This is a genomic window from Pseudomonas sp. BF-B-30, from assembly GCF_019956305.1.
GTDB lineage: Bacteria > Pseudomonadota > Gammaproteobacteria > Pseudomonadales > Pseudomonadaceae > Aquipseudomonas > Aquipseudomonas jessenii.
In genome coordinates this window covers 123,707-142,181 of sequence record NZ_JAHBDG010000044.1, presented here as the reverse complement: position 1 = coordinate 142,181, position 18,475 = coordinate 123,707, and the positions used below count along the sequence as shown (strand labels likewise).

Annotated in this window: 21 protein-coding genes and 1 pseudogene; 12 read left to right on the top strand and 10 right to left on the bottom strand. The window is 60.9% G+C overall.

Going from position 1 to position 18,475, the window contains the following annotated elements; genetic code table 11:
- The first annotated feature begins 213 nt into the window (after positions 1-213).
- The 4 genes from glnK (at position 214) to sutA (ending at position 2,989) form a co-directional block, all read left to right on the top strand.
- Entirely contained in the window at positions 214-552 is a 339-nt protein-coding gene (gene glnK, locus KGB29_RS21405) for a P-II family nitrogen regulator (protein ID WP_002555808.1), read from the top strand.
- A gap of 35 nt (positions 553-587) precedes the next feature.
- Complete coding sequence (locus KGB29_RS21400; RefSeq protein WP_057712776.1) at positions 588-1,925, top strand: ammonium transporter; 1,338 nt, start codon at positions 588-590, stop codon at positions 1,923-1,925.
- Between the two features lie 213 nt (positions 1,926-2,138).
- Positions 2,139-2,564, top strand: coding sequence for a secondary thiamine-phosphate synthase enzyme YjbQ (locus tag KGB29_RS21395; RefSeq protein ID WP_150814544.1), 426 nt, complete (start codon positions 2,139-2,141; stop codon positions 2,562-2,564).
- A 101-nt stretch (positions 2,565-2,665) separates the two neighbouring features.
- On the top strand, positions 2,666-2,989 hold the full coding sequence (gene sutA, locus KGB29_RS21390; protein ID WP_007980816.1) for a transcriptional regulator SutA: 324 nt from the start codon (positions 2,666-2,668) through the stop codon (positions 2,987-2,989).
- A gap of 184 nt (positions 2,990-3,173) precedes the next feature.
- On the opposite strand, the gene KGB29_RS21385 is transcribed toward sutA, so the two are convergent.
- The 6 genes from KGB29_RS21385 to lptM are packed head-to-tail and all read right to left on the bottom strand — an operon-like array spanning position 3,174 to position 7,790.
- Positions 3,174-3,881, bottom strand: a complete 708-nt coding sequence (locus KGB29_RS21385; RefSeq protein WP_150814545.1) for an HAD family hydrolase — start codon at positions 3,879-3,881, stop codon at positions 3,174-3,176.
- Complete coding sequence (xerC, locus tag KGB29_RS21380; RefSeq protein ID WP_057398701.1) at positions 3,878-4,777, bottom strand: tyrosine recombinase XerC; 900 nt, start codon at positions 4,775-4,777, stop codon at positions 3,878-3,880. The genes KGB29_RS21385 and xerC overlap by 4 nt, the downstream gene beginning before the upstream one ends.
- Before the next feature lie 2 nt (positions 4,778-4,779).
- Positions 4,780-5,505 (bottom strand): DUF484 family protein, encoded by a 726-nt coding sequence (locus KGB29_RS21375; protein ID WP_015097340.1) that lies wholly within the window; start codon positions 5,503-5,505, stop codon positions 4,780-4,782.
- Between the two features lie 13 nt (positions 5,506-5,518).
- Positions 5,519-6,349: a diaminopimelate epimerase gene (dapF, locus tag KGB29_RS21370; protein WP_046039004.1), complete on the bottom strand. Its 831-nt coding sequence runs from the start codon at positions 6,347-6,349 to the stop codon at positions 5,519-5,521.
- Positions 6,350-6,353: 4 nt separating this feature from the next.
- Positions 6,354-7,601, bottom strand: coding sequence for a diaminopimelate decarboxylase (gene lysA / locus KGB29_RS21365; protein WP_057712781.1), 1,248 nt, complete (start codon positions 7,599-7,601; stop codon positions 6,354-6,356).
- Positions 7,602-7,613: 12 nt separating this feature from the next.
- Complete coding sequence (lptM, locus tag KGB29_RS21360) at positions 7,614-7,790, bottom strand: LPS translocon maturation chaperone LptM (protein WP_007980804.1); 177 nt, start codon at positions 7,788-7,790, stop codon at positions 7,614-7,616.
- A 298-nt stretch (positions 7,791-8,088) separates the two neighbouring features.
- Here lptM and cyaY point away from each other — a divergent pair, with 298 nt between their 5' ends.
- From cyaY to rnk, 3 genes are all read left to right on the top strand, one after another.
- Complete coding sequence (gene cyaY, locus KGB29_RS21355) at positions 8,089-8,421, top strand: iron donor protein CyaY (protein ID WP_090452113.1); 333 nt, start codon at positions 8,089-8,091, stop codon at positions 8,419-8,421.
- 4 nt (positions 8,422-8,425) lie between these two features.
- A complete protein-coding gene (locus KGB29_RS21350; protein ID WP_150814546.1) occupies positions 8,426-8,647 on the top strand; it encodes a DUF1289 domain-containing protein in 222 nt (73 codons plus the stop codon).
- Between the two features lie 264 nt (positions 8,648-8,911).
- Positions 8,912-9,322: a nucleoside diphosphate kinase regulator gene (gene rnk / locus KGB29_RS21345; protein WP_007980800.1), complete on the top strand. Its 411-nt coding sequence runs from the start codon at positions 8,912-8,914 to the stop codon at positions 9,320-9,322.
- Positions 9,323-9,329: 7 nt separating this feature from the next.
- Here rnk and KGB29_RS21340 read toward each other — a convergent pair whose 3' ends face one another.
- From KGB29_RS21340 to KGB29_RS21330, 3 genes are all read right to left on the bottom strand, one after another.
- Positions 9,330-12,173, bottom strand: coding sequence for a class I adenylate cyclase (locus KGB29_RS21340; protein WP_150814547.1), 2,844 nt, complete (start codon positions 12,171-12,173; stop codon positions 9,330-9,332).
- Positions 12,174-12,367: 194 nt separating this feature from the next.
- A complete protein-coding gene (locus KGB29_RS21335) occupies positions 12,368-12,613 on the bottom strand; it encodes a TIGR02647 family protein (RefSeq protein ID WP_150814548.1) in 246 nt (81 codons plus the stop codon).
- A 209-nt stretch (positions 12,614-12,822) separates the two neighbouring features.
- The gene (locus tag KGB29_RS21330) at positions 12,823-13,107 is read right to left on the bottom strand and encodes a hypothetical protein (RefSeq protein ID WP_057712786.1); all 285 of its coding nucleotides are present in this window, start codon (positions 13,105-13,107) and stop codon (positions 12,823-12,825) included.
- A gap of 124 nt (positions 13,108-13,231) precedes the next feature.
- On the opposite strand from KGB29_RS21330, the gene KGB29_RS21325 reads away from it, so the two are divergent.
- Positions 13,232-13,891 carry a glutathione S-transferase family protein gene (locus KGB29_RS21325; protein ID WP_150814549.1) on the top strand — a complete coding sequence of 220 codons (660 nt, stop codon included), beginning with the start codon at positions 13,232-13,234 and terminating at the stop codon, positions 13,889-13,891.
- Between the two features lie 134 nt (positions 13,892-14,025).
- Here KGB29_RS21325 and argH read toward each other — a convergent pair whose 3' ends face one another.
- On the bottom strand, positions 14,026-15,420 hold the full coding sequence (argH, locus tag KGB29_RS21320; RefSeq protein WP_008001478.1) for an argininosuccinate lyase: 1,395 nt from the start codon (positions 15,418-15,420) through the stop codon (positions 14,026-14,028).
- Positions 15,421-15,763: 343 nt separating this feature from the next.
- Here argH and KGB29_RS28985 point away from each other — a divergent pair.
- The 4 genes and pseudogenes from KGB29_RS28985 to KGB29_RS21305 all read left to right on the top strand — a co-directional run.
- Positions 15,764-15,886, top strand: a pseudogene (locus KGB29_RS28985) (sensor histidine kinase); the annotation flags it as partial.
- Positions 15,883-16,629 carry a LytR/AlgR family response regulator transcription factor gene (locus KGB29_RS21315; protein ID WP_057712788.1) on the top strand — a complete coding sequence of 249 codons (747 nt, stop codon included), beginning with the start codon at positions 15,883-15,885 and terminating at the stop codon, positions 16,627-16,629. The pseudogene KGB29_RS28985 and the gene KGB29_RS21315, both read left to right, overlap by 4 nt.
- A 138-nt stretch (positions 16,630-16,767) precedes the next feature.
- On the top strand, positions 16,768-17,709 hold the full coding sequence (gene hemC, locus KGB29_RS21310; protein WP_090452109.1) for a hydroxymethylbilane synthase: 942 nt from the start codon (positions 16,768-16,770) through the stop codon (positions 17,707-17,709).
- Positions 17,706-18,473 carry a uroporphyrinogen-III synthase gene (locus KGB29_RS21305; protein ID WP_057712790.1) on the top strand — a complete coding sequence of 256 codons (768 nt, stop codon included), beginning with the start codon at positions 17,706-17,708 and terminating at the stop codon, positions 18,471-18,473. Before hemC ends, KGB29_RS21305 begins: the two co-directional genes overlap by 4 nt.
- Positions 18,474-18,475: the final 2 nt, after the last annotated feature.

Sequence of the window (18,475 nt, the reverse complement as noted above, 5' to 3'; positions counted from 1 at the left end):
GGCAAGCTTTCTGCTTAGACCCTGATGACCCATGCACTGATGCAGTCACTGTGACGAACGCAGTGCGCCAAGCGAAGCGGGGGAGTGTTTCGTGAGGGGCGTCGGACGGGCAGGTCAGGGCCGACGATGCGTTACAAAGCCAGGCACTGCGCTTAGACTTGAGACGGGTTTGTTTTCCTGGGGCAAGTCCACCAAATTCGGGAGAGAGTTTTCATGAAGCTAGTCACTGCCATCATCAAGCCGTTCAAGCTGGACGACGTACGCGAGTCGCTGTCCGAGATCGGCGTGCAGGGCATTACCGTCACCGAAGTCAAAGGCTTTGGTCGGCAGAAGGGTCACACCGAGCTGTATCGCGGCGCGGAATACGTGGTCGATTTCCTGCCCAAGGTGAAGATCGACGTCGCCATCGACGACAAGGATCTGGACCGGGTAATCGAGGCCATCACCAAGGCTGCCAACACCGGCAAGATCGGTGACGGCAAGATCTTCGTGGTCAATCTGGAACAGGCGATTCGCATCCGTACCGGCGAAACCGATACCGACGCTATCTAAGCCGCCACAAACCCAACGCCCCAGGAGAAAACAATATGACTCTGCGTAAATTCGCAGGGCTAGGAGCCCTGTTGTCCATCGTAATGCCCAGCCTTGCTCTGGCGGCAGACGAAGTGGCGGCCCCAGTCCTCAACTCCGGCGACACCGCCTGGATGTTGACCTCGACAGCTCTCGTGCTGTTCATGACCATTCCCGGCCTCGCGCTGTTCTACGGCGGCATGGTTCGGTCGAAAAACATTCTTTCCGTGATGATGCAGTGCTTCGCCATTACCGGTCTGATCAGCGTCCTGTGGGTCATTTATGGCTACAGCATCGCGTTCGACACCACGGGCATGGAGCAGGGCGTCGTCAACTTCAACTCGTTCTTCGGCGGCATGGGCAAGGCGTTCCTTGCGGGTGTCACGCCAGCGAGCCTCACCGGCCCGGCAGCGCTGTTCCCCGAGGCGGTGTTCATCACCTTCCAGATGACTTTCGCGATCATCACCCCGGCGCTGATCGTCGGTGCGTTCGCCGAGCGGATGAAGTTCTCCGCGATGCTGATTTTCATGGGTATCTGGTTCACCCTGGTGTATGCGCCGATTGCGCACATGGTCTGGTCCGGCAACGGTGGCCTGATGTGGGACTGGGGCGTTCTGGACTTCGCCGGCGGCACCGTGGTGCACATCAACGCCGGTGTAGCAGGCCTGGTTGCTTGCCTGGTGCTGGGCAAGCGCAAGGGTTTCCCGACCACGCCGATGGCGCCGCACAACCTCGGTTACACCCTGATGGGCGCGGCCATGCTGTGGGTTGGCTGGTTCGGTTTCAACGCCGGTTCCGCCGCTGCGGCCAACGGTACCGCCGGCATGGCGATGCTGGTGACGCAAATCGCTACCGCTGCTGCTGCACTGGGCTGGATGTTTGCCGAGTGGCTCACCCACGGCAAGCCTAGCGCACTGGGCATCGCTTCGGGCGTGGTTGCCGGTCTGGTGGCAATCACCCCGGCTGCCGGCACCGTTGGCCCGATGGGCGCATTGGTAATCGGTCTGGCGGCTGGCGTGGTGTGCTTCTTCTGCGCCACCACCCTCAAGCGCAAGCTCGGCTATGACGATTCCCTGGACGCCTTCGGCGTGCACGGTATCGGCGGTATCCTCGGCGCAATCCTGACCGGTGTGTTCGCTGCTCCGTCCCTGGGTGGCTTCGGCACCGTGACCGACATCGCCGCACAAGTGTGGATTCAGTGCAAAGGCGTGGGCTTCACGGTGATCTACACCGCGATCGCTACATACATCATCCTCAAGGTGCTGGATGCGGTCATGGGCCTGCGTATCAACGAAGAAGAAGAAGCGGTCGGCATCGATCTGGCGCTTCACAACGAACGCGGCTACAACTTGTAAGCAAGCGCGTAAAAAACTGCCCGGCTTGCCGGGCATTTTTTTGTCTGGAATTTGTCGTTGAAGGCCGAGCTGAAAGGTTTTTTCCTACAGGTTTTATGATGTTTACGTCGGGTGTTTTTGTGCAGCCAAAGGCTTACAGGATTGAAGGAATATTAGGGCCTTTGTTTTTTCACAGAGCGCGCTAGAATGCGCCCCGAACGTGCGGAGAACTGTATGTGGCAACAGACTCTGATTACCTTGCGGGCGAGGCCCCGGGGCTTTCATCTGGTAACGGACGAGTTACTCGCCGGCCTGCCTGAACTCAAGGCGTGTCGGGTCGGTCTGTTGCACTTGTGGCTGCAGCATACCTCGGCGTCGTTGACTATCAACGAGAACGCCGATCCGGCGGTACGTCGCGACTTCGAACGATTTTTCAATCGTCTGATCCCACAAGGAACAGACGGCTATGAGCATAACGACGAAGGCCTGGACGACCTCCCGGCGCACTTCAAGGCCAGCGTGCTTGGCTGTCAGCTCAGTTTGCCGATTGCGGCAGGCCGGTTGGCGTTGGGGGCCTGGCAAGGCGTTTATCTGGGCGAGCACCGTGATCATGGCGGTGCCCGTAAAGTCCTCGCCACCGTGCACGGTGAAGGGGCATAACCGCTGGTCAGCAGCGGCTGTTGATTTTTTTCCGGCAGCCTTCGACAGAGGGCAAAGCTGGGCTATAACTAATCTGCTTTTCGCAAGTCATGAGGTAGAACATGAGCGACGATGATCTGGAAAACGACGACCTCGAAGTAGGCGACGACGACGAAACCGAAGAAGGTCTGGAAGCAGCGGCGGAAGACGTCGCTGAAGACGACGGTGGTGATGCGCCGGTTCCGACCGCCAAAGGCAAGGCCAAGGCAGCGGTATCGGTCGATGAGCTGCCGAGTGTCGAAGCCAAGAACAAGGAACGCGATGCCCTGGCCAAGGCCATGGAAGAGTTCCTGGCTCGTGGTGGCAAGGTGCAGGAAGTGGAGGCCAATGTGGTCGCAGATCCTCCCAAGAAGCCTGACAACAAGTACGGCAGCCGGCCTATCTGAGCCTGCTACCCGCTTGCTGAAAAAGCCCGCCGTCGCTGCGGGCTTTTTCATGCCTGAAAAAAAACATGAAACCTGTGGTGATCCCTGTGGGAGCGAGCTTGCTCGCGATGGCGGAGTGTCAGGCAACATTTATTTTGAATGTTAAGCCCTCATCGCGAGCAAGCTCGCTCCCACGGGTTTTTTGTCAGGTCGATACCGAATTCCACCGCGCCAGCAATGCCGGCAAATCGCTCAGGCTGCGAATCTCTGCATCCGGCAACCGTTCGGCTTCCCAGACCTTGCCCGCCGGGTTGAACCAGATCGCCCGCATTCCCGCCTGCTGCGCACCGGCAATGTCATCACCTGGATGATCGCCAATGTGCACCGCCGATTCAGCGGTCGCGCCACCGCGTTGCAAGGCCTCCTGGAACAATCGCGCATCGGGTTTGGCAATGCCGATGTCTTCGGCGCAAAGCGCAAACTTGAAGTAATCCGCCAGGCCCAGCCGACGCACATCGGCGTTGCCATTGGTGACCACGCCGAGGGCGTAATGATTGGCGAGGATTTCCAGGGTCGGTTCGACCTCCGGAAACACTTCGATCTGATGCCGGGCATGCAGGAATACTTCAAAACTCTTGTCCGCCAGGTCCGAGGCTTCGTCATGCCCATAACCGGACTCTTCCAGTGCGTGGAACAGCACCCGCCGACGCAGGGCGCTGATGCGGTGCTTGAGGCCAGGCTCGTTGCTCAATACGCGCTCACGAATGGCCCACAAATGTTCCACCGGCACTGCTCCCAGGTTGGGCGCGTGCTCGGTCAGCCATTCACGCAAAACGGCTTCGGCGCTGACGATCACCGGGGCGGTGTCCCACAGGGTGTCGTCGAGATCGAAGGTGATCAACTGAATACTCATGAATCGTCGCCTTTCATGCGTTTGGCCCGTGGGTGGGCGCTGTCGTAGACGGCTGCCAGATGCTGGAAGTCCAGGTGGGTGTAGATCTGTGTGGTCTTGATGTCCGAGTGTCCGAGCAGTTCCTGCACCGCGCGCAGGTCCTGGGACGATTCCAGCAAATGGCTGGCGAAGGAGTGTCGCAACATGTGCGGATGCAGGTTCTGCCCCAGTTCGCGCTCGCCGGCAGCCTTGACCCGCACCTGGATCGCCCGGGGGCCGAGGCGGCGGCCTTGCTGGCTGACGAACACCGCATCGTCCGCCGGGTTGGCCATGGCTCGCAATGGCAGCCACTGCTCCAGCGCTTCGCGGGCCTTTTTTCCTACCGGCAGCAGGCGGGTCTTGCTGCCTTTGCCGAGCACCTGGACCATGCCGTCAGCCAGATCGAGCTGATCGAGATTGAGCCCCGTCAGCTCCGAAAGCCGCAAGCCGGAGGAATAGAACAGCTCGAGAATCGCTTGGTCCCGACGTGCCAGAAAGTCATCCTCGACCCCACCTTCCAGCAGTTGCAGGGCGCGGTCGGTGTCGAGGGTTTTCGGCAGGCGGCGTTCGCCTTTGGGCGGCGCGAGGCCATTGGCCGGATCGTGGTCGCACAGGCCTTCGCGGTTCAGGTAGTGATAGAGCCCGCGAACGGCTGACAGTAATCGCGCCAGGCTGCGGGACGATTGGCCTTGGGCATGCAGACGGGCAACCAGGCTACGCAGGCGCTGGATATCCAGCGCCGCCCAGCTGCCGATATTCTGTTTGACGCACCAGCCCAGAACTTTATCGAGGTCGCGGCGGTAGGCCGACAGTGTGTGCGGCGACACCTGCCGCTCACTGCGCAGGTGTTCGCAGTAAGCGTCCAGTTGTCGTTCCATGTTCAGCGTACCGAGCGCAGGGAATTGTTGACCCGTGGCAGCACGCGACCCATGACTTCAGCGATGTAGCTCAGGAACAAGGTGCCCACCGAGCTTTTGTAGTGCTGCGGATCACGGCTGGCGATGGCCAGGATGCCGTGGATGCCTTGGTGGCTGATGGCGACAACTGCGGTGGAGCCGATCTGCTTGCGCTGTTCTTCGCCGAACAGGAAGTCCAGTTCATGCTCGCGCAGGCTGCCGCTGACGCTTTTGTCTTCCGAGAGCAAACCGCCGATGGCCACTTGAGCTTCGGCGTGGGTGACCCAGCGGCCCACCGGCATGGCGTTGTCGCCGAGCAGGATGAGGCTGACGAAGGGCACCTGGAACTCCTGGCGCAGGCTGTCTTCGACGCACATCACCACGTCTTCCAGGCTGGCAGCATCCATCAATGCCAGGATCAGGCGACGGGTCTTTTCGAACAGGCGGTCGTTGTCCCGGGCCACGTCCATCAAATGCGACAGGCGATGACGCAGTTCAATGTTGCGGTCGCGCAGGATGGTCATCTGACGCTCGACCAGCGACACGGTATCGCCGCGCCGATGGGGGATACGCAGGGACGGGAGCAGTTCTTCGTGCTCGACGAAGAAGTCCGGATGAGCCTCCAGGTACGCGGCTACAGCCGCCGCCTCGAGGCTTTCGGACGGTGATTCGTCAGCTTGTCGTGCGGGTACCTGAGGCTTGTCGGTCATGGATTTCGCTCACTCAAAGACGCACTTGTCCTTCATATACGCGCACTGCCGGGCCGGTCATCATCACCGGTTGGCCAGGGCCTGCCCATTCGATGGACAAGCGCCCGCCAGGCAGGTCGATCAATAGCGGCGAATCCATCCACCCCTGGCTGATCGCGGCCACTGCGGCGGCACAGGCGCCGGTTCCGCAAGCCTGGGTTTCCCCGGCTCCACGCTCCCAGACGCGCAATTGCGCGCGGCTCCGGTCGATGACCTGGAGAAAACCGACATTGACCCGTGCCGGGAAGCGCGGGTGATGTTCGATTTTCGGGCCCAGTTCATGCACCGGCGCGTTGTTGATATCGCTGACCCGCAGCACGGCATGGGGGTTGCCCATGGACACGGCGGCCAGATCGACCGGGGTGCCGTCGACGTCGACCTGATAACTCTTGGCCTGCTCCGGTGCCTGGAACGGAATATCCGCCGGCACCAGGCGTGGTGCGCCCATGTTGACGCTGATCTGGCCGTCGTTACGCACGTCGAGCTCGATGACGCCGCTTTTGGTCTCGACGCGAATCAGCCGCTTTGCGGTCAGGCGCTTGTCGAGCACGAAACGGGCGAAGCAGCGCGCACCGTTGCCGCACTGTTCCACTTCGGAACCGTCAGAGTTGAAGATCCGATAGCGGAAATCCACGTCCGGGTTGCTCGGCGCTTCAACGATCAGCAACTGGTCGAAACCGATGCCGGTGTGCCGGTCACCCCATTGCTTGGCATGCTTGGGCAGAATGTGCGCGTGCTGGCTGACCAGGTCGAGGACCATGAAATCATTGCCCAGGCCGTGCATCTTGGTAAAACGCAGCAGCATGGTTTTACTCCGGCAGCAGGCTTTCGCCAGCATACAACTCGGCTACCGTTTCACGGCGACGCACTTCAAATGCCTGATCACCGTCCACCAACACTTCTGCGGCACGGCCGCGGGTGTTGTAGTTGGAACTCATGACAAACCCGTAGGCACCGGCCGAATGCACGGCCAGCAGGTCGCCTTCCTCCAGCGCCAGCTGACGATCCTTGGCCAGGAAGTCGCCGGTCTCGCAGATCGGGCCGACGATGTCGTAGGCGCGGGCAGCGGAGGTGCGCGGGCTCACGGCAGTGACGTCCATCCAGGCCTGATACAGCGCCGGGCGGATCAGGTCGTTCATGGCGGCGTCGACGATGGCGAAGTCTTTGTGTTCGGTGTGCTTGAGGTATTCGACCTGAGTCAGCAGCACGCCGGCGTTGGCGACGATGAAGCGGCCCGGCTCGAACACCAGCGCGAGGTCACGACCGTCGAGACGCTCGCGCACGGCCTTGATGTAGTCGGCAGCCAGTGGTGGCTCCTCGTCCTTGTATCGTACGCCCAGGCCACCACCGAGATCGATGTGGCGCAGATAGATGCCGCAATCGCCAAGGCGATCGACCAGGCCCAGCAGGCGGTCGAGAGCGTCGATGAACGGCGGCAGGGTGGTCAGTTGCGAGCCGATGTGGCAATCGACGCCGACCACTTCCAGGTTCGGCAGCTGCGCGGCACGCACGTACACGTCTTCGGCGTCGGCGATGGCGATGCCGAACTTGTTCTCTTTGAGACCGGTGGAAATGTACGGGTGGGTGCCGGCATCGACGTCCGGGTTCACGCGCAGCGAAATCGGCGCGCGAACGCCCAGTTCGGCGGCGACCACCTGCAGGCGTTCCAGCTCGTCGGTGGATTCGACGTTGAAGCAGTGCACGCCGACTTCCAGGGCGCGACGCATGTCGTCACGAGTCTTGCCGACGCCGGAGAACACAATCTTGTCGGCGCTGCCGCCAGCGGCCAGTACGCGTTCCAGCTCGCCACGGGAGACGATGTCGAAACCGGCGCCAAGACGCGCCAGGACATTCAGGACGCCCAGGTTGGAGTTGGCCTTGACCGCGTAGCACACCAGGTGCGGTGTGCCGACCAGCGCATCGGCGTAAGCCAGGTATTGGGCTTCGATGTGTGCGCGCGAGTAAACGTAGGTGGGTGTACCAAAGCGCTCGGCGATGGCAGACAGGGCAACACCTTCCGCGAACAGTTCACCGTCACGGTAGTTAAAAGCGTCCATGAGGTTCCCTTATTATTGGTAGACGTCGTGCTTGTGTGCTTTGGAGGCAGGCTGCTGCTGCGACGACTTGGCTTGCTCCACAGGGTCCTGGTCTTCATCGGGCAGGTACAGCGGGCCTTTTTGACCGCAGGCCGACACAAGGCAGGCAACCGCGAGGAGCGCAGCAAGGGAAGAGATCAGGCGCTTCATGGCGAAATCCTTGAAAATGCATTAATTGCGCCGGAGTATACCGGCCACCCGGCAGCTTGCCTATGCAACGGACCGCCCGTCCGGCGGGGCTCGGCCCGATGCCGGTCGGTATCATGCAATCCTTGTGGAGGAGCGGGCTTGCTCGCGAAGGCGTCGTGTCAGTCGACATCAATGTTGAATGTCAGTCCGTATTCGCGAGCAAGCCCGCTCCCACAGGTCGTTATCCTTTGCAATCACCGGGACTCGCCCGTATCTTGCGGCGCTTGAGCCTGATCAGACACTTTTTGAGGTTGCCGTAATGAGTTTGTCCGAAGCGCGTTTCCATGACCTGGTCGATGCCACCCAGCAAACCCTGGAGGACATCTTTGACGAAAGCGACCTGGATATCGACCTCGAAAGCTCGGCCGGTGTGCTGACGGTCAAGTTCGAGAACGCCAGCCAGTTGATCTTCAGTCGCCAGGAGCCGCTGCGCCAGCTGTGGCTGGCGGCGGTGTCCGGTGGTTTCCACTTCGACTACGACGAAGAAAGCGAGCGCTGGATGTGCGACAAGAGCGAAGAGCAGTTGGGTGAAATGCTTGAGCGTATCGTCCAGCAGCAGGCCGGTGTCGAACTCGATTTCGAAGGCCTGTGAGATCGTGACCCAGCCTGCGCCTGTCCGTGCGCCCAAACCGCTCTACAGCAATGTCAGCCCGGCGGTACCGTCGCCCTGCAGCGGTGTGTGCCGGCTGGACGAGCAAAAAGTGTGTCTGGGCTGCTTCCGTCATGTCGAAGATATTCGTGAGTGGCGTTCGGCCGATGATCAGCGTCGGCGCGTCATTTGCGAGCAGGCTGCCCACCGCAAAGCTTCAGCCTGGTGAGTCATTGTGGCGAGGGGGCTTGCCCCCGTTGGGTCGCGTAGCGGGCCCAAGTTTTTACGGCTACTGCGCAGCCGAACGGGGGCAAGCCCCCTCGCCACAGGAGTTCTCTACAAGTCCATAGCGTCGGTTTGGCCATGACTTGTATATTTTTTGAGCTGTGATAGTGTCCAGAAACGCCTCAACCCATCGAGGCTTGTGAAAACCCCGCCTTTTTCTGGCGGGGTTTTGCTTTTTTCGTGCAGAAGAAAGGAGTCTGCCCAGATCATGACCGCACCTTCCATCACCCTTACCCGTCTGGACGTCCAGCGTCTGGAGCGTCTGATCGACAGCCTGGACGACACGCTGCCGGGCGTTATTGCGCTGCAAACCGAACTGGATCGCGCCGATACCGTGGTCGGCCACGATGAAGTGCCGGCGGATGTCGTGACCATGAATTCCCGAGTGCATTGCCGCGAAGAAGGCAGTGGCAAGGACTACCACCTGACCCTGGTGTACCCCAAGGATGCGAATGCCGACGAAGGCAAGGTCTCGATCCTGGCGCCGGTGGGCAGTGCGCTGCTCGGCCTGAAGGTTGGCCAGCACATCGATTGGCCGGCTCCGGGCGGCAAGACCCTGAAGCTGACACTGCTGGAAGTCGAATCGCAGCCGGCCAATGGCGGCGCGTTCCCGGAGTGACTCCCCCTCAGACCTGATCGAGCGCCTCGTTCAATGCGTGCTCCAGGTCGGCTTTGTAGCGCAGGTACAGATGGGTGGAACTCTGACCTTCACCGAGCAGGCCTGACAGGTCGAGGTCGGTGATGTAGCAGCGGTAGCGTTCGGTTTCCCGGCGCTGCCCGACGATTTCCCGGGCGACCACGCGGAACAACTGGTCGCCATGTTCCAGCTCGGAAAATTCCCGTTGATTGCAATACAGCGTCACCTGCACCTGACCCGGTGCGGCTTTGCCGACGATCGCCTGCACGTCGTAGAACGGCTTGTTCACTGGCGTCTGCGGCACTGGCCGGGCTTCGATGCGGCGTGCGCGGCCAGGGCCTGACGGCAGCAACTGGCAGTACAGGGTGTCGAGGTTCAGCGGGTGGGCTGCGTCCATCGGCAACAAGGCATCGCGACGGTACTGGATCGATTGCAGGAAACGCTGCAGCGGCACCAGCAGGCTTTGCTCATCGTGCCAGGGCAGGCGTTGCTGCCACAGGGCGTTGAACTCATCGAGCACGTACAGATCAGCCTGATCTTCGTTGACCCTATAGAACACTTGAATGCAGTCCGGTTGGCCCGTTGGCAGGAACAGTGCGAGGTCGTGGTCTTCCAGTGCCTTCGGATCGAGGTGCAACGGGCTGTAGCTCGCCATTTCTTCGCCCAGGTAATCGATCAGTGCCGACAGAGTGGCCAGCGCGATGTGCTGGACCTGGCCCGACACCAACTCCAGCACGTGGTAGTGCTGCTGGACCTGGATCAGGTAGCGATGATTGAGCCGGCTCAGCAGCAGGTTCTGCGCGGTATCGAGGATTTCCTCGACCCGTTGGGCAATGAACTGCGCGCGGTTATGGCAGAAGCAACGCACCCGCAGCTTCGGCTGTTGTGGTCCGGCCGGCAGGTTATTGAGGTAGTCGCGGATGCAGTCGAGCAGGGCGTGGGGACCGTCGTAACGGCCAACCAGCACTTCGTTCCAGCTATTGAGCGTGACCTGGTCCAGAGTCAGCACCAGATTTTCCCGGACACCCGCGTAACTCAGGGAGTCGGTGCGCTCGGTGGTCATGAGGATGTTCAGGTCGCGATGGTGCTTGAGCGGATCGATGCCGACATTCACCAGGATCAGCACTTCACTCGGCACACTGGCGCGCAACAGAGGTTCCTCGGCGACGGTGGGCAAGGGCAGGGCGATGGTCTGTTGCAGGCTGCCGAGCAGGTTGAACAGTTCGAATTCGCTCAAGTCGCTGGTGCCGGGGTGCAAGGCCAGGCGGGTACTGCTGTCGATCACGCCATTGCGGTGGCACCAGGTCAGCAGTTCGAGCAAGTGACGGCTGCGTTTGATCGGCGCGAAATGCTCCCACTCCAGTGCCGTCAGGCTGCCGTTGTACAAGCCCCACTGGCTTTGCCCCGGCTCTTTCCTGTTCGGTGCGTACACCAGCGTCAGGGTGTCTTCAGCCAGGTCCGGGGCGATGCCGGGATTGATGAATTCGACTTTACCGGCCTTGCGCTCGAAAGCGGCGTACAGGCGACGGCCGAGGACACTCAGGTCGCGCTTGTTGATGCGGCTGACCGTTTGTTCGTGACGGGCAAACTGCGTGAGGAAGCGGTAGCTGTAGTTCAGCTCGTTGACCAGTGCCCGCCGCTCGGAGCCGACCTGGCGGACTTTCCACTGGCTGCGGCTGTCGAGCAGGGTCAGTTGACGCTGGTCCCAGTGCCATTCATGGGCCAGGCGTTCAAGCAAGGAGCGCTGCCAGCTCTGGGTGCGGCTGTTGCCGGTGAGTTTGCGATTGACCTTCAGGTACAACGCGCGCCGCACCAGTTCCAGCCGTTCCGGTTCGTTGCGGGCGATCAGGTATTCCTCGATGCGCCGATACACCACGACATACGGATCCAGTTCGTCGAGGTCGAGGCGGTTGGCGAACACCGCTTGCTTGAAGCGCAGGCTCAGGCAATGGACCCTGGGGTGTTCACTGGCGTAAACCTCCGTCAGCAGCAGCTTGAGTACCGACTTGTAGGGCGACTCGATGCCCTTGAACAACTGCCAGAGCCCGGCACCGATAAATTCGCCGGGCGGGATGTAGGCCAGGTTGCCGAGGTCGAGGGTTTCATCGGCACGGATGAAGCGTTTGGAGATCAAGGCATGGGTGTAGCGGTCGTAGCTCGACTCTTCGTAGACCGGCACCAGCCACCAGATCGGTGTGCGCCCGGCGAGCCAGATCGCGGTGCGGTAAAACTCGTCCAGCAACAGGTAGTGCTGGGTGGTGCCGCAATCTTCCGAGCTCAGCTGGGTATCGCGCTCACCGCGGACGAAACGGCTCGGGTCGATCAGGAAAAAATGCGCTTCGGCGCCCTGGCTGGCGGCCCAGGCTTCCAGCAACTGGCATTTCTTGCGCAGCTCGGCGAGTTCGTTTTCGGTCAGGTCCGGCCCATGGCAGACCCACACATCCATGTCGCTCTGGTCGGCCTGGGCCAGGGTGCCGAGGCTGCCCATCAGGAACAATCCGTGAATCGGCCTCGGCGGGTTGCTGCCGTGGCGCGGCTTGTAGGAAAACGAGCGGGTCAGGCGCTGGGCTTCAGCGAGGACATTGGCATCCGGCTCGAAATTCGACAGCCCGGCCGGCGTACTGCCGGAAACGTAACCGGGCAACAGCGGGTGGTTAACGTGGAAAAACAGCGGCAGCAAGGTCAGGACCCCTTGCTGGCGGGTCGACAACCCTTCCATGGCGCGAGCCATGCGCCCTTCGTTGAGTTTCAGAAAACGTGCGCGCAGCTGGCTGAGAACCTTGCGGTCGATTCCCTCGTCCAGATCGGGGCGGATTTCGTGGATGCGCGTCATGTCAGCTCAAACCGGCTCGCAGGGCTCGGACGTGGGGCTCTTCGGATGAGGGGCAGTTTAGCGCCTTGAGGCGACGACTTTTAAGCTGATTTTGTTTTTCTGGCGTCAGATTTCTATCGGCTGCAGACAGAAATCAGGGGGATGTGCCCGCGGAAATCCCTGGATCGGGGTCTCCGTGGGCGATGCGGCAGAATTCAGGCTGTTACTTCGGCGTTAAGAATGGTCAGCACGGCTTGCACATTTTGCGCGGCGTCACGACCCAGGCTGGTCAGGTAACCGCCATCAGGCTGGTCGGTCAGTTCTTTTTCAAAGAGGCGTTTGGCGGCGGCAACGTGTTTCGGGGCAGCGGTCTGATGAATTTTCAGACCTTCCTGGGAACTGTCCAGGTTGAAGAGTGCGAGGACTTCCAGTTCGGCAACCAACTCAGGGGTAAGCGACATAAGGACTCCAGACTTTCTAGGAATTGGACGACAGCGCCCCTAAGGTGAACCCGCTTGTCCGGCATGTCCAGTGCTCGCGACAGGGTTTTTTTCCTCTGTAGGAGCGAGCTTGCTCGCGAAGGTCGTCAACGATGACGCGTAAAACCAGATGCCCAGCGGCGCTCTCGGGTTTTTCGCGAGCAAGCTCGCTCCTACAGGGATGTGTGGGCTTACTGCTTTTCCGGCGGCAACTCGGGCAAGGCGCGCAGGGCAGCTTCGTACCATTCGGTGTTGAACGCGCGGTCTTCTTCGAGGATCGCGTCGATTTCTACCGCCAAAACGTGGGCCATCAAGTTGAGGATTTCTTCCCGCTCGTAACCCACCAGCGTCAGCTTGTTGAACGTCGCCTTGGCAGCCGGCGGGTTGTCGCTTTCGATCTGGTTTTCGATGGCCTGGATCAGGGTGGTTTCGGCGAACTCTTCTTCGTCGTTGTCGATATCGGTTGGCTCGCTCATGGCAGGCTCCTCAGGGAAAGGCGGCCAGTTTACCCGCATTCAGCGGCGTGATGCTGCTGGCAAGAATCCCGGCAGCGTTCTATAAACAGGCACTGCCCACCCCGCATGGCCTGGAGGCTTTGTGATGATCAAGCTTTATGGATTCTCCGTCAGCAACTACTACAACATGGTCAAACTGGCGCTGCTGGAAAAAGGCCTGCCCTTCGAAGAAGTACCGTTTTACGCTGGCACCAGCCCCGAGGCACTGGCCATCAGCCCTCGCGGAAAGGTCCCGGTGCTGCAGGTAGAGCAGGGCTTCATCAATGAAACCAGCGTGATCCTCGAATACATCGAGCAAAGCCAGAAAGGCACGCCGCTGCTGCCGAGCGACCCGTTCGAGCGCGCGCAGGTGCTGGCACTGGCCAGGGAAATCGAGCTGTACATCGAATTGCCAGGCCGGGCCTGCTATCCCGAAGCCTTTTTCGGCATGACCCTGCCGGATGCGATCAAGGAAAAAACCAAAGCCGAATTGTTGCTGGGGATGGCTGCGCTGGGCCGGCATGCCAAATTCAGCCCTTACGTGGCTGGCGACAGCTTGAGCGTGGCGGATCTGTATTTCCTGTTCAGCGTGCCGCTGGCGTGTGGGGTCGCCAAGAAGTTGTTTGGCATCGATCTGTTGGCCGAGATGCCAAAGGCCAAGGCGCTGCTGGAGTTTTTGGGGGGGAATCCGAATGTGCAGCGTGTGGCGGCGGACCGGGAGGCCGCGATGCCGGCGTTCATGGCGATGATTGCTGCCAAAAAGTAGTTCTGTGGCGTTCTGAAGTCAGTCATCGCGGGCAAGTCGGATCGCCGCACCGCCGCTCCCACAGGTTTCTTTGTTTGCCATGGATTTTTGGCAAGTACTGGATCCTTGTGGGAGCGGGCTTGCCCGCGAAGCTTTTAGCGGCTGGCGAGGAGCGCCTGACCGCGAGCCACTGCAGCCTTCACCTGCGCCGGCGCGGTGCCGCCGATGTGGTTACGGGCATTGACCGAGCCTTCCAGGGTCAGCACGGCGAACACATCCTGGTCGATCTGATCGCTGAACTTGCGCAGTTCTTCCAAGCTCATTTCCGCCAGATCCTTGCCGCTGTCCACGCCGTACTTCACGGCATGGCCGACGATTTCGTGGCAGTCACGGAATGGCAGGCCGCGACGCACCAGGTAGTCGGCCAGGTCGGTGGCGGTGGAGAAGCCGCGCAGGGCCGCTTCACGCATCATCGCGTGCTTGGGCTTGATCGCCGGGACCATGTCGGCAAAGGCCCGCAGCGAGTCGCGCAGGGTGTCGGCGGCGTCGAACAGCGGTTCCTTGTCTTCCTGGTTGTCCTTGTTGTAGGCCAAAGGCTGGCCTTTCATCAGGGTCAGCAGGCCCATCAGCGCGCCGAACACGCGACCGGTCTTGCCACGCACGAGCTCCGGCACGTCCGGGTTTTTCTTTTGCGGCATGATCGAGCTGCCGGTGCAGAAACGGTCGGGCAGATCGATGAACTGGAACTGCGCGCTGGTCCACAGCACCAGCTCTTCGGAGAAACGCGACAGGTGCATCATCGCGATACTGGCCGCCGAGCAGAATTCGATGGCGAAATCACGATCGGAGACGTTGTCCAGCGAATTGCCGCCAACCGCGTCGAAACCCAGGAGTTGGGCGGTGTATTCGCGATCGATCGGGTAGGTGGTGCCGGCCAGTGCCGCGCTGCCCAGTGGCATGCGGTTGGTGCGCTTGCGGCAGTCGACCAGGCGTTCGTAGTCGCGGCTGAGCATTTCGAACCAGGCCAGCATGTGATGCCCGAACGTCACCGGTTGTGCGGTCTGCAGGTGGGTGAACCCCGGCATGATGCTGGCGGCTTCGCGCTCGGCCTGCTCCAGCAGGCCTTTTTGCAGGCGGGTGATTTCAGCCAGGATCAGGTCGATCTCGTCACGCAGCCACAGACGGATGTCGGTGGCGACCTGATCGTTACGGCTGCGGCCTGTGTGCAGTTTTTTACCGGTCACGCCGATGCGGTCGGTCAGGCGCGCCTCGATGTTCATGTGAACGTCTTCGAGGTCGATGCGCCAGTCGAACTGACCGGCCTCGATTTCACCCTGGATGGTGTTCAGGCCATCGATGATGCTGTCGCGCTCGGCATCGGTCAGCACGCCGACCTTGGCCAGCATGGTGGCGTGGGCGATCGAGCCCATGATGTCGTGGCGATACAGGCGCTGGTCGAAGGTGACGGAGGCGGTGAAGCGGGCGACGAAGGCGTCGACGGGTTCACTGAAGCGGCCGCCCCAGGACTGATTGGTCTTGTCAGTGCTCATGAATTCGCTCGTATCGGCTTGAAGTAAGAAGGCGTGGAACGCTGGCGCGGATAATAACAGGGTTGCCAATCCTGTCGCTGACACTGGTCGATACGTTTTTTTGGGGGAGGGAAAGTCCGGGCCGGGGCAAGAGCCGCGCATTTTTGCCGAACGATATTTTTCAATTGAGCAATATCGTCCCGGCAACCGTCTACAGTTGGACAGTAGGATCAGCGCATTTCTCGGTGCAGCCGCTGACTATAAGAAGAGTGGGGTGTTCATATTGCGTATCAGCAAACCCTGTGGCGATGCATCGCCAACGCGGGCCTGGGCCGCCAATCGCCCGGCAGATGAAAATTTAGCCGCCGGACCAGCGGCACTTTTTGACGCTCGCGCTAGTCTTAGCGTGGATCGCGGTGACGGACGTCACTTCACCTGTCTACGCTATCCTTGTGCGAGACTCACGCAGGAATCCAGCGCAATATGAATGTCCTGATCGTTGATGACGAACCCTTGGCCCGCGAGCGCCTGAGCCGAATGGTTGGCGAACTCGAGGGGTACAGTGTCCTGGAGCCTAGTGCCACGAATGGCGAAGAGGCGTTGGCACTGATCGACAGCCACAAGCCGGATATTGTGCTGCTCGATATCCGCATGCCTGGCCTGGATGGCCTGCAAGTGGCTGCTCGGTTGTGTGAACGCGAAACTCCCCCCGCCGTGGTGTTCTGCGCCGGGCCCGATGAATTTGCCGTGGAAGCCTTACAGGCCAGCGCCGTAGGCTATCTGGTGAAACCTGTGAGAACTGAACAATTACATGACGCATTAAAGAGAGCCGAGCGCCCCAATCGTGCCCAGCTCTCCGCCCTGACCCGCCCTGCTGCCGAAAGCGGCAACGGCCCGCGCAGCCATATCAGCGCCCGAACCCGTAAAGGGATCGAGCTGATTCCGCTGGATCAGGTGGTGTATTTCATTGCCGACCACAAATACGTGACCTTGCGCCACGAAAGCGGCGAAGTGTTGCTCGATGAGCCGCTCAAGGCCCTCGAAGATGAATTCGGTGACCGTTTCGTGCGTATCCATCGCAATGCACTGGTTGCCCGCGAGCGTATCGAGCGATTGCAACGCACACCCCTGGGGCATTTTCAGCTGTTCCTCAAAGGCCTCAACGGTGATGCGCTGATCGTCAGCCGTCGTCATGTGGCTGGGGTACGAAAAATGATGCAACAGCTTTAAAAAGCTGTTCGCAGGCCAATTTCACACCCGATTGCCGGACATCCGGGGCCAGGGAGGCCGAGTAGTATCTGATACAAGTCAAAGTGGATTTGGCTGAGCTGTTATTATCCGTCATATCTATTCAGTACGGATTGATCCATGTCCTCTCGCCAGATCCGCATCGCCACCCGCAAAAGCGCTCTCGCCCTGTGGCAGGCCGAATACGTAAAGGCCCGTCTTGAAGCGGCTCATCCGGGCCTGCTGGTGACCCTCGTCCCCATGGTCAGCCGTGGTGACAAGCTGCTTGACTCTCCGCTGTCGAAAATCGGCGGCAAGGGCCTGTTCGTCAAGGAACTTGAAACCGCGCTGCTGGAAAATGAAGCCGACATCGCCGTGCACTCCATGAAAGACGTGCCGATGGACTTCCCCGAAGGCCTCGGTCTGTTCTGTATCTGCGAGCGGGAAGACCCGCGCGATGCCTTCGTTTCCAACACCTACACCAACCTGGATGAGTTGCCCCAGGGCAGCATCGTCGGTACCTCCAGCCTGCGCCGCCAGGCTCAATTGCTGACCCGTCGCCCGGATCTGGAAATCCGCTTCCTGCGCGGCAACGTCAACACCCGCCTGGCCAAGCTCGACGCCGGCGAATACGACGCCATCATCCTCGCCGCTGCCGGCCTGATCCGCTTGGGATTCGAAGACCGCATCACCTCGGCCATCAGCGTCGACGACAGCCTTCCGGCCGGTGGCCAGGGCGCGGTGGGTATCGAATGCCGCAGCGCCGACAGTGAAATCCATGCGTTGCTGACACCCCTGCATCACCAGGACACCGCCACCCGCGTGACCGCCGAACGAGCCCTCAACAAGCACCTCAATGGCGGCTGTCAGGTGCCGATTGCCTGCTACGCCGTGCTGGAGGGTGAGCAGGTCTGGTTGCGCGGACTGGTGGGCGATCCAGGCGGTGGCCTGCTGCTCAGCGCACAAGCCCGCGCCCCTCGCGGCGATGCCGAGGCACTGGGTGTACGAGTCGCCGAAGACCTGCTCAGCCAGGGTGCCGACGCCATCCTCAAAGCGGTCTATGGCGAGGCTGGTCACGAGTGATCGGCTGGCGCTTGCTGCTGACGCGTCCCGCCGAAGAAGCGGCGGCGCTGAGCGGTTTTTTGGCCGAGCAGGGGATATTCAGTAACAGTCTGCCGCTTTTGGACATCATGCCCATTGAGGCCACTGACACAATGCGCCAGGTGATTCTGGCGCTGGATCAGTTCTGCGCCGTCATTGTGGTCAGCAAGCCGGCCGCCCGGATCGGCGTCGAACTGCTCGAGCGGTATTGGCCAACACCGCCCGGTGTGAAGTGGTTCAGCGTCGGCGCGGCGACCGCGCAGATCCTCGGGGATCACGGGCTGGACGTGAGCTTCCCGGCAGAAGGCGATGACAGTGAAGCCTTGCTCGAACTTTCCCGACTGCGCGAGGCTATCGCACAACCCGATGCACGAGTGCTGATCCTGCGCGGGGAGGGCGGGCGCGAGTTGCTGGCTGAGCGTTTGCGTGAGCTTGGTGCTAGTGTCGAGTATCTGGAGCTGTACCGCCGGGGATTGCCGATTTACCCGCCGACACTGCTGCCGCAACGGATCCAGGCGGAACGCCTGAACGGGCTGGTGGTCAGCAGTGGACAAGGTTTTGAGCACCTGCATCAACTGGCCGGCGATGCCTGGCCGCAGTTGGCGCGGTTGCCGTTGTTTGTACCGAGCCCCAGGGTTGCCGAGCTGGCGCGTGCCGCCGGGGCCAAAACAGTTGTGGATTGTCGTGGCGCCAGTGCCGCGGCCTTGCTGACGGCGTTACGGGAGCATCCCGTACCCGTTTTCTAATG

Bases quoted from the DNA above. Each gene is read 5' to 3' on its own strand.
- sutA (WP_007980816.1), top strand. From the start codon at position 2,666: ATGAGCGACGATGATCTGGAAAACGACGACCTCGAAGTAGGCGACGAC.
- dapF (WP_046039004.1), bottom strand. From the start codon at position 6,349: ATGCTGCTGCGTTTTACCAAGATGCACGGCCTGGGCAATGATTTCATG.
- KGB29_RS21375 (WP_015097340.1), bottom strand. From the start codon at position 5,505: ATGACCGACAAGCCTCAGGTACCCGCACGACAAGCTGACGAATCACCG.
- KGB29_RS21315 (WP_057712788.1), top strand. From the start codon at position 15,883: ATGAATGTCCTGATCGTTGATGACGAACCCTTGGCCCGCGAGCGCCTG.
- xerC (WP_057398701.1), bottom strand. From the start codon at position 4,777: ATGGAACGACAACTGGACGCTTACTGCGAACACCTGCGCAGTGAGCGG.
- lysA (WP_057712781.1), bottom strand. From the start codon at position 7,601: ATGGACGCTTTTAACTACCGTGACGGTGAACTGTTCGCGGAAGGTGTT.
- KGB29_RS21395 (WP_150814544.1), top strand. From the start codon at position 2,139: ATGTGGCAACAGACTCTGATTACCTTGCGGGCGAGGCCCCGGGGCTTT.
- glnK (WP_002555808.1), top strand. From the start codon at position 214: ATGAAGCTAGTCACTGCCATCATCAAGCCGTTCAAGCTGGACGACGTA.
- cyaY (WP_090452113.1), top strand. From the start codon at position 8,089: ATGAGTTTGTCCGAAGCGCGTTTCCATGACCTGGTCGATGCCACCCAG.
- KGB29_RS21325 (WP_150814549.1), top strand. From the start codon at position 13,232: ATGATCAAGCTTTATGGATTCTCCGTCAGCAACTACTACAACATGGTC.
- argH (WP_008001478.1), bottom strand. From the start codon at position 15,420: ATGAGCACTGACAAGACCAATCAGTCCTGGGGCGGCCGCTTCAGTGAA.
- hemC (WP_090452109.1), top strand. From the start codon at position 16,768: ATGTCCTCTCGCCAGATCCGCATCGCCACCCGCAAAAGCGCTCTCGCC.
- KGB29_RS21340 (WP_150814547.1), bottom strand. From the start codon at position 12,173: ATGACGCGCATCCACGAAATCCGCCCCGATCTGGACGAGGGAATCGAC.
- KGB29_RS21400 (WP_057712776.1), top strand. From the start codon at position 588: ATGACTCTGCGTAAATTCGCAGGGCTAGGAGCCCTGTTGTCCATCGTA.
- KGB29_RS21330 (WP_057712786.1), bottom strand. From the start codon at position 13,107: ATGAGCGAGCCAACCGATATCGACAACGACGAAGAAGAGTTCGCCGAA.
- KGB29_RS21335 (WP_150814548.1), bottom strand. From the start codon at position 12,613: ATGTCGCTTACCCCTGAGTTGGTTGCCGAACTGGAAGTCCTCGCACTC.
- lptM (WP_007980804.1), bottom strand. From the start codon at position 7,790: ATGAAGCGCCTGATCTCTTCCCTTGCTGCGCTCCTCGCGGTTGCCTGC.
- KGB29_RS21385 (WP_150814545.1), bottom strand. From the start codon at position 3,881: ATGAGTATTCAGTTGATCACCTTCGATCTCGACGACACCCTGTGGGAC.
- rnk (WP_007980800.1), top strand. From the start codon at position 8,912: ATGACCGCACCTTCCATCACCCTTACCCGTCTGGACGTCCAGCGTCTG.